At 58.4% G+C, this 13,585-nt stretch carries 16 protein-coding genes and 4 pseudogenes; 10 read left to right on the top strand and 10 right to left on the bottom strand.

What is annotated here, in order from left to right; translation table 11 throughout:
• The 6 genes and pseudogenes from ACN0WV_RS17250 to ACN0WV_RS17225 form a co-directional block, all read left to right on the top strand.
• On the top strand, positions 1-363 hold the full coding sequence (locus ACN0WV_RS17250) for a Na+/H+ antiporter subunit C (protein WP_084353264.1): 363 nt from the start codon (positions 1-3) through the stop codon (positions 361-363).
• Positions 360-2,000: a monovalent cation/H+ antiporter subunit D gene (locus tag ACN0WV_RS17245; RefSeq protein WP_417607422.1), complete on the top strand. Its 1,641-nt coding sequence runs from the start codon at positions 360-362 to the stop codon at positions 1,998-2,000. Before ACN0WV_RS17250 ends, ACN0WV_RS17245 begins: the two co-directional genes overlap by 4 nt.
• 3 nt (positions 2,001-2,003) lie before the next feature.
• The gene (locus ACN0WV_RS17240) at positions 2,004-2,495 is read left to right on the top strand and encodes a Na+/H+ antiporter subunit E (protein WP_084353266.1); all 492 of its coding nucleotides are present in this window, start codon (positions 2,004-2,006) and stop codon (positions 2,493-2,495) included.
• Positions 2,492-2,761, top strand: a complete 270-nt coding sequence (locus tag ACN0WV_RS17235) for a K+/H+ antiporter subunit F (protein WP_084353267.1) — start codon at positions 2,492-2,494, stop codon at positions 2,759-2,761. Before ACN0WV_RS17240 ends, ACN0WV_RS17235 begins: the two co-directional genes overlap by 4 nt.
• A gap of 8 nt (positions 2,762-2,769) precedes the next feature.
• Positions 2,770-3,141 carry a Na+/H+ antiporter subunit G gene (locus tag ACN0WV_RS17230; RefSeq protein WP_417607420.1) on the top strand — a complete coding sequence of 124 codons (372 nt, stop codon included), beginning with the start codon at positions 2,770-2,772 and terminating at the stop codon, positions 3,139-3,141.
• 138 nt (positions 3,142-3,279) lie between these two features.
• Positions 3,280-3,645, top strand: a pseudogene (locus ACN0WV_RS17225) (transposase); the annotation flags it as partial.
• Positions 3,646-4,096: 451 nt separating this feature from the next.
• Here the strand turns inward: ACN0WV_RS17225 and ACN0WV_RS17220 are convergent.
• From ACN0WV_RS17220 to ACN0WV_RS17190, 7 genes are all read right to left on the bottom strand, one after another.
• On the bottom strand, positions 4,097-4,525 hold the full coding sequence (locus ACN0WV_RS17220) for an SRPBCC family protein (RefSeq protein WP_417607418.1): 429 nt from the start codon (positions 4,523-4,525) through the stop codon (positions 4,097-4,099).
• Positions 4,526-4,677: 152 nt separating this feature from the next.
• The gene (locus ACN0WV_RS17215; RefSeq protein ID WP_417607416.1) at positions 4,678-5,055 is read right to left on the bottom strand and encodes a DUF1428 domain-containing protein; all 378 of its coding nucleotides are present in this window, start codon (positions 5,053-5,055) and stop codon (positions 4,678-4,680) included.
• A gap of 24 nt (positions 5,056-5,079) precedes the next feature.
• Positions 5,080-5,433, bottom strand: coding sequence for a GFA family protein (locus ACN0WV_RS17210; protein WP_417607415.1), 354 nt, complete (start codon positions 5,431-5,433; stop codon positions 5,080-5,082).
• 4 nt (positions 5,434-5,437) lie between these two features.
• Positions 5,438-5,920 carry a VOC family protein gene (locus ACN0WV_RS17205; protein WP_417607413.1) on the bottom strand — a complete coding sequence of 161 codons (483 nt, stop codon included), beginning with the start codon at positions 5,918-5,920 and terminating at the stop codon, positions 5,438-5,440.
• A gap of 62 nt (positions 5,921-5,982) precedes the next feature.
• Positions 5,983-6,846, bottom strand: coding sequence for an alpha/beta fold hydrolase (locus tag ACN0WV_RS17200; protein ID WP_417607412.1), 864 nt, complete (start codon positions 6,844-6,846; stop codon positions 5,983-5,985).
• Positions 6,847-6,879: 33 nt separating this feature from the next.
• Positions 6,880-7,302 carry a VOC family protein gene (locus ACN0WV_RS17195; protein ID WP_417607410.1) on the bottom strand — a complete coding sequence of 141 codons (423 nt, stop codon included), beginning with the start codon at positions 7,300-7,302 and terminating at the stop codon, positions 6,880-6,882.
• A 51-nt stretch (positions 7,303-7,353) separates the two neighbouring features.
• Positions 7,354-8,016, bottom strand: a complete 663-nt coding sequence (locus tag ACN0WV_RS17190; RefSeq protein WP_417607409.1) for a glutathione S-transferase family protein — start codon at positions 8,014-8,016, stop codon at positions 7,354-7,356.
• A gap of 378 nt (positions 8,017-8,394) precedes the next feature.
• On the opposite strand from ACN0WV_RS17190, the pseudogene ACN0WV_RS17185 reads away from it, so the two are divergent.
• Positions 8,395-8,745 (top strand): annotated as a pseudogene (locus tag ACN0WV_RS17185) (DDE-type integrase/transposase/recombinase); the annotation flags it as partial.
• 219 nt (positions 8,746-8,964) lie between these two features.
• Here ACN0WV_RS17185 and ACN0WV_RS17180 read toward each other — a convergent pair.
• On the bottom strand, positions 8,965-9,387 hold the full coding sequence (locus ACN0WV_RS17180; RefSeq protein ID WP_417607408.1) for a hypothetical protein: 423 nt from the start codon (positions 9,385-9,387) through the stop codon (positions 8,965-8,967).
• A 741-nt stretch (positions 9,388-10,128) separates the two neighbouring features.
• Here ACN0WV_RS17180 and ACN0WV_RS17175 point away from each other — a divergent pair.
• Together ACN0WV_RS17175 and ACN0WV_RS17170 are read left to right on the top strand one after the other, a co-directional pair.
• Positions 10,129-11,127 (top strand): hypothetical protein, encoded by a 999-nt coding sequence (locus ACN0WV_RS17175; RefSeq protein ID WP_417607406.1) that lies wholly within the window; start codon positions 10,129-10,131, stop codon positions 11,125-11,127.
• 12 nt (positions 11,128-11,139) lie between these two features.
• Positions 11,140-11,571, top strand: a complete 432-nt coding sequence (locus ACN0WV_RS17170) for a hypothetical protein (RefSeq protein ID WP_417607404.1) — start codon at positions 11,140-11,142, stop codon at positions 11,569-11,571.
• A gap of 25 nt (positions 11,572-11,596) precedes the next feature.
• Here the strand turns inward: ACN0WV_RS17170 and ACN0WV_RS17165 are convergent.
• Positions 11,597-12,313: pseudogene (locus ACN0WV_RS17165) on the bottom strand (DUF932 domain-containing protein); the annotation flags it as partial.
• 3 nt (positions 12,314-12,316) lie between these two features.
• Positions 12,317-13,219, bottom strand: a complete 903-nt coding sequence (locus ACN0WV_RS17160; protein WP_417607402.1) for a hypothetical protein — start codon at positions 13,217-13,219, stop codon at positions 12,317-12,319.
• 70 nt (positions 13,220-13,289) lie between these two features.
• Here ACN0WV_RS17160 and ACN0WV_RS17155 point away from each other — a divergent pair.
• Positions 13,290-13,514, top strand: a pseudogene (locus ACN0WV_RS17155) (transposase); the annotation flags it as partial.
• Positions 13,515-13,585: the final 71 nt, after the last annotated feature.

Below are 13,585 nucleotides of genomic sequence, written 5' to 3'. Positions count from 1 at the left end.
ATGGAGCTTCTCATGGCCAGTGCAATCGGCGTTCTGACCGCCGGGGGCATGTATCTTGTGCTGCGGCTGCGCAGCTTTCCGGTGATCCTAGGTGTATCGCTGCTGTCCTACGCGGTGAACCTGTTCCTGTTCTCGTCCGGCAGGCTGGTGGTGAACATGCCGCCGATCCTGACCGATGACGCGACGGGCTATACCGATCCGCTGCCGCAGGCGCTGGTTCTGACCGCCATCGTGATCTCTTTCGGGATGTCGGCGGTGGTGGTGATGCTGGCGCTTGGCGCCTACCTGTCCTCGCGCACCGACGAGATTGACATGGACGACCCCGATCCCGTCCCCGAAGCAGAGCCGGGAGCCATCGAATGACCCATTGGATCATTGCCCCCATCGTGCTGCCGGCGGTTCTGGCAGCCGTCATCGTGATGTCGATGCGCCACCATGTGCTGCTGCAACGCATCTTCAGCATTGCCGGTCTGACTGCCCTGATCGCCATCGCTGCCGGGCTGGCGGTCCAGTCCTCGGGCGGCACGATAGAGGTCTACGACCTTGGCAACTGGCCCGCCCCTTTCGGAATCGTTCTGGTGCTGGACCGTCTGTCGGCCATGATGGTGCTGTTGACGGCGGTGCTGGCGCTTGTGGTCACGCTATATGCCACGGGCACGGACTGGGACCGGCGCGGCAACCATTTCCATGCGCTCATGCAGTTTCAGGTCATGGGCATCATGGGTGCCTTTCTGACCGGCGACATCTTCAACCTGTTCGTGTTTTTCGAGATCCTCCTGATTGCCTCATACGGTCTGATGATCCATGCGGGCGGCACCCGGCGTCTGCGCGCGGGGCTGCAATATGTGGTGTTCAACCTGCTGGGCTCTACCCTGTTTCTATTCGCCTTGGGTACGATCTACGCCACCACCGGCACGCTCAACATGGCCGATCTGGCCGTGCGTGTCGCCGAGATCCCTGAATCCGACATTGCGCTGATCCGCATCGGGGCGGTGCTTCTGCTGACCGTCTTCGCGATCAAAGCCGCGCTTCTGCCCCTGCATTTCTGGCTGCCCGAAACCTATGCCGAGGCCCCTGCCCCGGTGACCGCGCTTTTTGCGGTGATGACCAAGGTCGGCGCCTATTCGATCCTTCGGGTCTATACGCTGATCTTCGGGCCGGACCTGCAGGCGACGGCGGATGTTGTGACACCGCTGCTGATGGGCGCGGCCCTGATCACCATCATCATCGGCATGATCGGCGTTCTGGGAGCCAACAGGCTGGGACGGCTGGCGGCGTTTTCGGTGATCGCGTCGATGGGCACGGTCTTTGTGGCCATGTCCTCCTTCACGCCCGAAACCACCTCGGCGACGTTGTATTACATCCTGCATTCGACACTGGCGACCGCGTTGCTGTTCCTGACCGTGGACATGGTACGAGAGCGGCGTCAGGGCAGTTCCGACGGCTACGCCACGCTGCCCGCATTTCACCAGCAAGGGCTGATCGCGGCGCTCTTTTTTGCTGCGGCCATCGCCATGGTTGGCATGCCGCCCCTGTCTGGCTTTGTCGGCAAACTGCTGATCCTGAAATCCGTCTGGCCGCTGCCGGGCGCTGCCGCAATCTGGGCCGTGATCCTGATCACGTCTTTGGTGGCCATCGTGGGCTTTGGGCAGGGCGGCAGCGCCGTATTCTGGAAGACCCGCCCTGCGGACGAAGAACCTTCCGACGAAAATGCCCCCGTAGAGACACCCCCCGCGCCGAAGCAGGGCCTTGCCTTTACCGCAGCCTTCTCCTTGCTTGCCGGCATCATCCTGTTGTCCGTTTTTGCCGGACCGGTGATGGGCTACCTGAACGCCACTTCCGCGCAGCTTTACGAACGGCAAGGCTATATCTCGGCGGTGCTGACAGGACCGAACCGGATCGGCGGCGACAAGGGCGACAAGGGCCACGGGGCTGACGCCTATGGCGACACGGATGGACATGGCGTGACCGACACCCCTGCCGCTGAAAAGGAGCACTAAGCCATGTTGCGCAAACTCCTGCCCCACCCGCTGTTGACGCTGACCCTGATCGTGGTCTGGCAGATGCTGGTCAACAAGCTGACACCGGGCAATCTGTTGCTGGGGCTGATCCTTGGCCTGACAATTCCTTTCGTGACTGCCGCGTATTGGCCGAACCGCGCTCGGCTGCGCAACCCTGTCGGGATCGTGGCATATGTCTGCATCGTGATCTGGGACATCATCGTCGCCAATATCGAGGTCGCCTATATCATCCTGTTCAAATCCAACGCCAACACCCACCCCGCCTGGATCACCATCCCGCTGGAATTGCGCACACCCGAAGCGATCACCGTCCTGGCCGGCACGATCACCCTGACACCGGGCACCGTGTCCAGCGATCTGTCCGGTGATGGTGGGGCTTTGCTGGTCCATTGCCTTGATGCACCCGACCCCGACGCCGTGCGGGACCAGATCAAGGACCGTTACGAACGCCGCCTGAAGGAGATTTTCGAATGATCGAATATGCCCTGCTTTTCGCGCTGGCCTGCTATGGTGCGGCGCTGTTGATGAACATCTACCGCATCGTCATCGCCCCCGGCGTCGGCGACCGGATCTTGGCATTGGATACGCTGGTGATCAATGCCATCGCCCTGTTGACCCTGTTTGGCATCCATCAAAGCACGACGATGTATTTCGAGGCTGCTCTGATCATCGCAATGACCGGCTTTGTTTCCACCGTTTCCTACACGCGCTTCATGCTGCGTGGCGACATTATCGAGTGAGGCTGGACATGATCGTAGAATTTCTCATCTCCGTCGGACTGGTGATCAGCGGTATTTTCGGCATTGTCGGGTCTTTCGGCCTGATCAAACTACCAGACCCGATGATGCGCCTGCACGCGCCCACCAAGGCGACCACGCTGGGCGTCGGCGGCGCGCTGATTGCCTCCATGCTCTATTTCGGACTGGTCGAGGCGCATCTGTCCTTCCATGAGCTGATGATCACGGTGTTCCTGTTCCTGACCGCCCCCGTGACCGGACATTTCATCGCCAAGACCCATATCCACCGAAACGAAACGCCCGACACCCTTCCCCCCACCGGCACATCGCGCCCCTGGGCAAGCTTCGACCATCCCGAGAACGAACCGGCCGCCAAGAGCTGACAGCCCTAGGCCGTTTTTACACAAGAAATTCCCACCGGGCACCGATCGTGAGTCAAGCTGGTATCTGCAATGGAGACCAACTTGGCACGAGACCAGATGTCGGACGAGGAATGGACATTATTTGAAAGCGTCACCAGGCTGTCCATGAGAACCGAGTTCACGCCAGGCCAGACGTCCGATTACCTTGGGTTCGATCTGATCATGGCCGACAACCTGCCAGAGCCAAGCGTCCTGTTGGCAGACAGAGGTTATGATGCTGGCCGCATTCGGAAAACGATGCAGGCGCGGGACCTGCGCACCCAAATTCCCATGCGCAAATCACGCAGGCTGCACGTCGGCTTGGATCATTTTCTGTCTCCCTTGCGCAATCTCACCGAGCGGTGCTGCAACAAGTTGAAGAACGCCCGCCGGGCCGCCACCCGCTACGATAAGGCCGCCGAAAGCTTCCTGGGCTTCATAGACATCACGTCCATCCAACTTTGGGTGCGCTTTTTGCCAACATGACCTTGGATCAGCCGATCTTGATAAATAGCTTCGATTTGTATTTGAAGAATCAGACTGCCAGCGCACGATGGCTCTCCTCATGCTGAATAGCACTCGCGTGGTTTTTCAGGCGAGACGGTGGCCCGCGAACTGGATCGGATTGCTGAGTTGCGCGGCTAAGGTGGCTCATTTTGACAGACGGGCCTTCAAGCCGCACCGTATCTTTGCGTCCTTCGTATCGGATGGCGACACGGAAAACCTTTATCTCACACCATCAGAGCAAGAACATTGGTGCGATCTCCTTCCTGATACGTTTTCGCCCGTCCCCAAAAAAATGGGGTGCCAAGGGATGGACCCAGGTCGGGCTCCCGACGATCAAGCCGGTGGTACCACTTCCTGCGCTGCGCGTTGCATGGCTCAATGGTGGAGGTACTCAGCCGTCATAGTGGCACAAATCGACTTGCCGCGCACCTCAGTCGTCGACTGGATTCGCTTCAACATGGCGTTTGAAGTTGTACAGGATCGCCTGCCAGCCATCGCGCTGCATGTCGATCGAGTTCTGGTCTTCCGCGTCGAAAGTGGTGGTGACTTTCGTCTTCCCGCCAGCGGACTCGAATGTCGTTCGGGCCTTGCGCCCATCGCTCATCGCCATCGTCAGCGCTTCATGAGGTTCGATCTCCTCATAGACGGCCTCAAGATCGAAGCCGAAACTACCGTCCTTGGCTTCCATCCGCGCCTTGTAGGTGCCGCCGACCCTCAGATCGACTTCGGCGCTCGGGCAGCACCAATCATCGGAAGCGAAGTTCCATTGCGTGATGTCGGCCGGCGTCGTGTAGCCTTTCCAGACACGTTCGACGGGTGCGTCGATCGTGGCGTCGATCGTGACCTTCTGGGTGCTCATACTCTTTTCCTTCGTCCTTGGTTGTGTTTCAAAATTCACCACTGGCGGGAAACGGCAGCGTTCTACTCATCAGCAGTCAGCGATGCCCATCCAAAGTCTGGTCACACACCGGCCCAGTGTCGATTACGCGCAAGATAGCCGTTTCGGCATTTTCAGACTTCGACCACGGGTTCGAAGCCGCCATAGATCAGCCGCTTGCCGTCGAACGGCATCGGGTTCTTTTCGGGATCCATGCGTGGATCGGCCTTTACCGGATATTCCATCCAGTCAAACATCGTCTTCATCGCCGCATCACGGGTTTCCTTGTCGGGCCATTCGATCCAGGAAAAGACGACCGTTTCGTCCTCTTTCGCCTGAACCGCCTTTCCGAAATCCGTGACCTTTCCGACTTGCACATCGTCGCCCCAGCATTCGACCACGCGAGTTGCACCGAGGTCGATGAACACGCTGTCTCCCAGCTTGGCGTGGTCGATGAATTTTTGCTTGTTCGCGGTCGGTACCGCGATAACGAAGCCATCTATATATGACATTTGGACCTCCGGTTCGGGTTTCGTTTACATCGAACGCCCGTCGACATGGGTCGGGGACAGTTCCCGCGGATCAATCCCTTCGAGCGCGTTCACGTTGATTGCGGCAATCTTGGTTCCGTCCGGCATATGGCCATAGGAGAAGCTCTGGATGCCGCAGGTCTTGCAGAAGAGATGCGCGATCTCGTGCTTGTTAAAGCGGTACTCGGTCAGGTTCTCCGCGCCGGAGTGCAAGACGAAGCTATCTCGCGGTGCAAAGGCCAGGACGACGCCGAGCGGCTGGCAGCGCGAACAGTTGCAGGTGATCGACTGATCGAGGTTCAGTTCGACATCGAAGGTCACGGCCCCGCATTGGCAGCCGCCCTTGTAATGCTTTGCCATCAGGTCATTCTCCTTTTGCCGCCGCTTCCAGCGCGGCTATGTCGATCTTGTGCATGGTCAGCATCGCCTCGAAGGCACGCCTGGCCTTGTCGCGGTCGGCCCCTGTCGTCAGGTCGAGCAACAGTTTCGGCGTGATCTGCCACCAGTGCCCCCAGCGATCCTTGCACCAGCCGCAGGCGCTTTCCTGTCCACCATTGCTGACAATCGCGTTCCAGTAGCGATCGGTCTCTTCCTGGTTCTCGGTGACGACCATAAAGCTGACGGCCTCGTTCGGAGTGAAAGTCTGACCGCCGTTCAGGGCGACGAATTTGCGCCCGAGAACAGTGAATTCGACGGTCGGTTCATCGCCCTGCTTTCCGCCGGGATAGTCGGAGGCTGCGGTATTCACCCGGTCGACGTGGCTGTCGGGAAATGTCACGGCGTAGAATTCGGCCGCTTTCTTGGCTTCGCCGTGGTCGTACCACAGGCAGGTGAAGAGATCGGTCATTTGGTTCTCCTCTCAGTGTTGAGTGTTCCAGGGCTTGCGCCCGCAGAGGGTCTGGTACCGCGCTATTCAAAGAATCCCTTCGGTGTCTCGCCCTGAAGGAAGGGTTCGATGAAGGCGTGCAGAAGCTCGGGCTGGTTGATGACCGCAGTGTGGGACGTCGCCGGCATCACCGCGAGGCGGGACTCCGGCAGCGGCTGGCCCATGTTGCCCATGCCGCCGCCACCAAGCAGGCGAAACATCGAGACCGTGTGTTCCAGAGTCGCGACGTCGGCATCGCCGGTGATGACCAGCACCGGTGTTTCCATCGCCTCCACCGCCTCGCCCCAGGCCATCGGCTCATGTTCGAGCGCGATCAGCTTTTCGACGAGAGCCGGAAACCCGTCGGGATCGGCGGCCAACTCGCGGTACTCTGCGGCGAACGGCATCTCCAGGAACATCTCGACACTCATCTGCGGGACGAAGTCCTTGAACGCGGGCTGCCAGCCGTCGAAATCGTAGGCGACGGAGGCCGCGACGAGTTGATCAACCTTTTCGGGATAATCGAGCGCCAGCCGGAGCCCGGCAGCGGCCCCCATCGAATAACCGAACACATCGGCCGTCTCGATTCCGACCGCATCCATGAAGGCGGCCACATCGCCTGCAAGGTTCGGATAGGTGATCGGCCGGTCGATGTCGGTCGTGCGGCCGTGCCCCTGGAATTCCAGCGCATAGACCTGATGCGACTCTGCCAGCATCGGGATGATTTTGCCCATCGACGGGATATTCATATAGGCACCGTGCAGGACGATCAGCGGATCGCCGGTCCCGGAAACCTCGTAGTACATCTGCATGCCGTTGACATCGACGCGGTCACCTATCGGCTTGCTGTCTGCCAATGCCGGACATGCTACTGCGAGTGCCGCAGTGACTAGAACAGCACGAAACATGATTGTGCCTCCTTTCCTGAAGCGGATTTTCGTTCAGGCGGATGCCTTGTTGCCTTCGTAGTTGAGCATCCACGGCGTGCCGTATCTGTCGGTGAACATGGCGAAGCGTTCGGCCCAGAAAGTCTCGTCCGGCACCATTTCGACGCTCTCCACATCCTGCGCCAGCGCGCCATAAATGCGGTCGAAGTCCTCGCGAGACGTCGGCGCGATCGAAATGCGAAAGCCCTGCGGCTTCTCATACATCTCTTCGGTATTGTCGGAGGCCATGACGATGGCACTGCCCAGCGACATGGCCATGTTCATGACCATGTCATCGCCGCCCGGCATGCGGCTTTCCGGGTCCGGCGCATCGCCGTTCCGGAACACGCCGCTGATCTTGCCCCCGAGAACTTCGGCGTAATGGTTCATCGCCTCAAGGCAGTTGCCCTTGAAGAAAAGATAGATTGTCGGTTCCATTTCTGCGTTCTCCCCTGTTGTCGAAGTGTTTCTGTCAAGCTCTGCCGTCGCTCAAACCTTGGCCCCGGCGTTGAAAAAGGCGTGCTGCGCCTCGAACGCACGCTTGAAGGCGGGCCGCGCTTCGGCACGCGCAACGAACGCCGCGAGATTGGGGAATTCTTCAAGCAATCCAGAACCACCCAACCGGCGCAGCACATCAACCGTCATCAGATCGCCGGCGCTGAACTGACCATCCAGCCAGTCGGCATTGCCAAGGCGGCGGGACAGGTCGGTCAGCTTTGCGCGTATTCGATCCTCGACCAAGCGGAGGCGCTGTTCGAACCAGCTTTCGTTCCGTTCGCGATAGAGGACCACTTCCCGATCGACGATCACCGGTTCGACGCTGCTGAGGGCGGCAAACATCCAGTTAATTGCACGCACGCGCGCGTTGGTTTCAGAGGGGAGCAGACCTTCACAACGGCTTGCGATGTGGAACACGATCGCCCCCGTTTCGAAGAGCGCAAGCCCGCCCTCCTCACAGGTTGGGATCTGACCGAACGGATGGATCGCCCGATGAGCGGGTTCCTTCATCGCCGCAAATGAGACCGGGCGGACATTGTAGGACTGGCCGACCTCCTCCAGCGCCCAACGCACACGCATGTCGCGCGCCAGGCCGCGCCCGCGATCGGGCGAGCGTTGGAAAACGGTGATGGTGGGTTTGGATTTGAAAGCCATCAGGAGCGCTCCGTTTTGCTTCCTGTCGCGAAAAGCAGTTCAATGTCGCGTTTGAGATGATCGAAACTGTCGCGCACGATTTCGCGGTTGCCTTGGCGAGTATGAAGGCACCCTGCAGCACCGCCTGAGTGTGGGCGACGAGACTGGCGGAGGTCAAGCCGACTATGATCCCCGCGCCTTCGTCGCCGCTTCGGTTTCGCATTCGGTTTCGCATTCGGTTTCGCAGCCCGACTGGGCATTTTCCGTCTCCTTGCTCAAATTAAAAATACCAACCAGTTGGTCTGCTGTCAATGCAGATGTCCATTTACCGTTCCCGAGATCAATTGCCCGGGTTGATCTGGAGGAAAACTGACACGGGTTCAACAGTGCAGCAGCGGCTTACCCTTCCGGGCGCTGAACATGGCCATCGCATTCAGGACACCGCCCAAGGGCTGCATCCATCACACCGATCGCGGCAGCGAATACTGTTTGCATGATTATCAGAAGATCCTGCGCCAGCATGGGTTCAGGACATCCATGAGCGGCAAGGGCAATTGTTATGACAATGCGGCCGTCGAGACGTTCTTCAAAACCATCAAGGCTGAACTGATCTGGCGGAGGCCGTGGGAAACACGGCGGCAGGCCGGGATGGCAATCTTCGAATACATCAGCGGCTTCTACAATCCGCGCCGCCGACACTCAGCACTCGGCTGGAAAAGCTCCGTCTCATTCGAACGAAAGGTGGGTTAAACGAGCACTTGGGGCGGCACGAAACCGCGACAGATCCACTGTCTGCGAATCCCCGCTTATGCGTGCGGATGCGGTTTTTCTGGTCCGGTGTTGATGTAAATCGGAACGCCAAAAGCCCGACTGATTAGATCTGGCGCTAAGCTTTTGTTATTGCGTTTTATTTTGGTTATGGGAGCAGGTTTTGGACTCAAGCGAAGAATACTGATGTTGGCGGGGTGATCAGTTGTCGGCGTCGGCAGCGGATTGCGCGGCTTCGACTTCCGCAGCCGCCTTGGCCGCTTCCTCCTCGGCCTTCCAGCGATCGACCTGCTCCTGTGCGCGCTGTGCGACGCCCTCGGGCGTCTTGGCATGCTTGAAGAGGCGGCGGCGGTTGGTGGCGGTGGCGAAGCAGCCGAGTTCGAAGAACATCTCCTCGACCTGTTCGGGCGCGTTTTCCTCCAGCCATTCGAGCCAAGCATCGAAGGTCTCGGCGATGGCCATGCGGGCCTCGCGCTGGACTTTGTCGTCCTTGCGGGCCTGTTTGTCGGCGAGACTGCCGACCGAGGCCATCGCTTTCACCATTCGAAGTTCCATGGCCGGGGTCATCTGGAACTGCGACGAGCGAGGCTTGCGGGCGGGTTTCTGGGACAGCGATTTCTTCATTTGGGATACTCCAGTTTTGCGTTTGCGGTGTCACCGGAGCCTCGGGTTTTTCGCCCGCCACGTCCGGCTTGCGCTGGACATGGATGCGAAAAATTTCGAGACCTAATGGACCGAAGAAGAAAATTTGCGGATTGACTACTATGCAGTTGAACCGATTGAATATGTTTTCCGCCAAAGCGCCCTTTCTTTCAGGCGAAACCTTATTGCTAGTTAACGAGAAGCTCCAGTTCCCGGAGCCGCCGACATCCGGTGGGAACCGAATACATGCCGAATTTGGTGCTGATGTCGTCCAGCACCGGCCCCGCGATGATGAGCTGAGCAGCGTCCGCCGCGCGATGTCCTCGGCAAGTCCTCGATCGACACGCCCGCCTTGACGTGGCGCAGGTTCGACTAGCTGAGCATCAGCTTGTTGAAGGGAATGTCGCGCGAGGCGATGAGGGTGATCTTCTGGTGCGTGGTCATCAGGATTTCTCCGCGACGGGCCAGCCGGGAGCCTCTCTCCCGACCTCCAAACCCGTCACGGAAAACCCGGCACCCCTCTCACTCTGAAGTCGTTGATGCGCACGCTGATCCATGGAGTATGCCGCTCAGGGAAGAATTGAGTCCCTTTGTGCGAGTTCCAATGCCACATTCGGAAACACGTGGACGTCGCTGCTGGTAGCGCTTCCGCTTTGTCCGCAGGTGTCCGTCGTGCTAGACTGATTTTGGTGGGTGCTAGCCCAGCAGTACGGGGATTCACTTATGCATATTTTTCAGCGGATGTTTTCTAATGTTCCTTCTGGTCGCAACCCTCGAAAAAATTCTGATCGAAATAGGAGCAACCTCGGGGTTGCATCAATTGTAGCCATCACTCTATCGGGAATTGCGTCAGCAGATCCCAGCAATGTGGATTTCAGCGGCATCCCGCACCCCCAGTATCACAGTCCACCAGCTTTCGATTTCACGACGGACTCAACAGCTACAAGAGGGTCTAACGGAAAACGACAGTTCTGGGTACAAGTTACAAATCAAACTGGTAAAGAATTACATGTGGTTTGGCATGTGCCGACATTTGATCAATGGATCACACCGAACTCACAATCAAAGCAATATCCACGCATGCGTGATGACGTCCTTCCAGTGCCCATTTCGGGTTGCCTTACTTATGGCAATAAAGGCAGCTCGCTGATCGCAGATTTCTTGGGAACACCGCGGGAGTTGACGTATTCAGAGGCGCAAGTTGCCAACGGATGCAAAGGTCTAAATGGACGAGTAACGCCTGCGCCCCGGACCGACACGGCCGAGAGCCAAGAAGCCTCACTGTCTCCGATAGCACTCGAATATGAAATTCTATTTCCATCTAGCGCAGATACAGCAGAAAAAACCATGCTGCGACTAACGGCCAATTACTCAATCAATCCTGAAACGGAGTCTTCTTACTTAGCGGCTTTGGCCTATGATATCGAAAGAGTCGACGGTTATGATGCTGGTGATCCGTCTGCGATGACTGTCACGGTATTTCAAGAACCGGATGGAGATGGGGCAGTAGCGGAGGCTCTCAACACGTCCTATCCGGAAGGATTGACGTTAAAGTTAGCGGGTCCGATTGAGTCGGGAGGCTCGACTTCGGGATATATTTCGTTCTTTGTTAATGCCGCGGAAGGGACTAATTGGAGCATGGCAGATGTGGCTTTTGGTTTCAATGACAGCGCGAACAATCGGGTTTCGACACTCGCCGCACCAATTTTCTCAGAAAAGTAAGAGCCCTGCATAATGCCTGAGATCATATTAAAGCTTCTGAAGAGCATGGTGGAAACCCTTCTTGCAATGGTTCCATCTGCCGCCTTCATATATTTAGATGCGAACTTGTCTCTTTTGGGGTCGGAAAATACAATGCTGGCGAACCCCAGTTGGCACGCAATGGCCTATATTACTGGTTTCGCAATTGCTGTGCCAGCCTCCTTCGTCGCTTCCATGATGTACCGAGACCTTCAGGCTGATCGCCTCTCGGTAGTTTCAAAACGGTTTTTCCTGAGCTTTCTGGGGTGCGCAGTTGTTTGTCTCATAATTTGGCTCGGAATAGATTATGTTCCGTATCGTTGGATGGTCGAAATGGTCGATATTATTTGGCGGATCAGTTACATAGCAATGCTTGTTTGCCTCGGCCTCTCGATGACAGGATACTTAGTGAAGCAGATCGGATAAACACGTATTGCCGTCTGTATCTTTTTCAGTTGACGGTCTGCGCAACCTTCTCGAGAAGAACTTTCGCCTTCCCCTCCATCATCAACCGCGCGTCCTGCTGCGGCTTCGACCGAGCCACCGCGGTGATCCCTTGCACGAAGTCGAAGACGCTCTCGGGCGGGCGGCCTTCCTCGGCCAGGACCGTCTCGACGATCCGCCCCGTTTCCGCCTTCGAGAATCCGCGCTTCCGGAGGAAGTCCTGACGGTCATCGTCCGATCGCGCGACGATCTTCTCCCGCGCCGCACGAATGCCGTCGATGAAGGGTGTGGGCGAGGACTCGGCAAAGCGGCTCAGCGCCGGGGCAGCCTCCTGCGCGAAGCGCGAAGCGGCGTACTTTGAATGCCGGATCGTGATCTCCTGGAAGTCCTCGACGCCCCACAGGTTGCGGTTCTGGCAGACCGCGCGCAGGTAGAAGCTGGCGATGCCGAGCGTCTTGGCGCCCACCTCCGAGTTCCAGCAATAGAACCCCCGGAAATAGAGGTCGGGTGAGCCATCGGGCAGCAGCCCCGCCTCGATCGGATTGAGGTCGTCGACGAGAAACAGGAAGACGTCGCGGTCCGAGGCGTAGAGCGTCGTCGTCTCCTTCGTGACGTCCACGCGAGGATTGTAGATACCGGTCGACCAGTCGAGCACACCCGGCACCTTCCAGCGCGTGTCGCCGGGGCCGGTGACGGCGTGCAGTTCGGTGCGGCCGTTCTCGGACATTCATTCAGATGAGTTTTGATACTGGTGCGGTCCGTCCGTTCGCGGCGACGGCTGCGTGTGTCGACCTTTCGCCGCCGGGTCGAGTGACATGATGCGCGCGATGAGCGCTTTTCGCACATTTGCGATCTTGGCTCGCAGTCCGGCGGGCAGCATTTTCCCGATTTCGACGATGATGTCATCGGCTGCCTTGATCTCGGCGATTTCGGCCGCGACCCGTTCCTGCACCTCACGCCGGGCCTTGGCTTCGGCGCTTGCGCGCAGTCGCTTCGCAGCGGCCCGGAAGGCCTTCCTCGCAGCGGCAAAGCTGCGGGAGGCTTTTCGAAGCAGCAATGGTGATGGAGGTTTCGCGCCAGCGTCGGTGGTTTTAACCGCGCGCCCGTCCGTATAGATCTTGCCCGACGACACCGCATCGGCGAAGGCCAGGACCGTCGCGGCATCCTCTTCCCGCTCGGCGACGGCGCGCTCGCGCACCTCAACTTCAGCGGCTTTTTCGGCGAGGCGTCGCTCTTCCTTCGCCCGCCATTCCGCCGGGCGAACGTGGCGCGGGTTGATTGGGGGCGTCCTCCCATCGTTGAGCGCGTCGCGGATTGCCTGCTTGCGCCGTTCGCCACGCACGAGACCGATTTCGCCGAACCATTCACCCACGCTGTCCTGCGCCGCCTCGTAGTTCCTGATTAGTGGTTGCGCCGACGGCTGCAGCACCTGGCATTCGGTCCCGTATTTGCGGACAGTCGCGCGCGGCATAATGGCTGCGTGGATACCGTTCCAGAATTTTGACGAAAGGGCCACCCCTCTCGTCGCTCTCCCGATCTTGGCTTCCGTTTTGCCGCGCGCTTTTTTGCGACGCGCAGCAGAACGGAAGCCTTCTTCATAGGGTTTCCCACGCTGGTGTCGAATTTTCACACCAAGGAGCCTGAATAGCCCCTCGTATTGTAGACGCTTTTTTCCCTAATTTTGAGGCAAGGATGCCATAATGGGGAAGCCAAATTTCAGTGAGGATTTCAAGCGCGACGCAGTGCATCAGATCACGGTACGTGGATATCCAGTTCGTGAGGTTTCAGAGCGCTTAGGCGTCAGCACCCACTCGCTTTACAAATGGATGAAGTTGTACGCAACGGCCGCGTCACATGCGTCATCTGTGGACCATGAAGCTGAGAACCGCCGGCTCAAGCGTGAGCTGGCGCGGATGACGGAGGAGTATCCGTCTTGGTCAAGCCATGCTTTCTGTCCATTTTCGTTGATCGCGCAGTAAGGCATTTGCGAGGACCA

It is taken from the genome of Primorskyibacter flagellatus, assembly GCF_048268605.1.
GTDB classification, from domain to species: Bacteria; Pseudomonadota; Alphaproteobacteria; order Rhodobacterales; family Rhodobacteraceae; genus Primorskyibacter; species Primorskyibacter flagellatus.
This window is presented reverse-complemented; position numbering and strand designations above follow the sequence as displayed.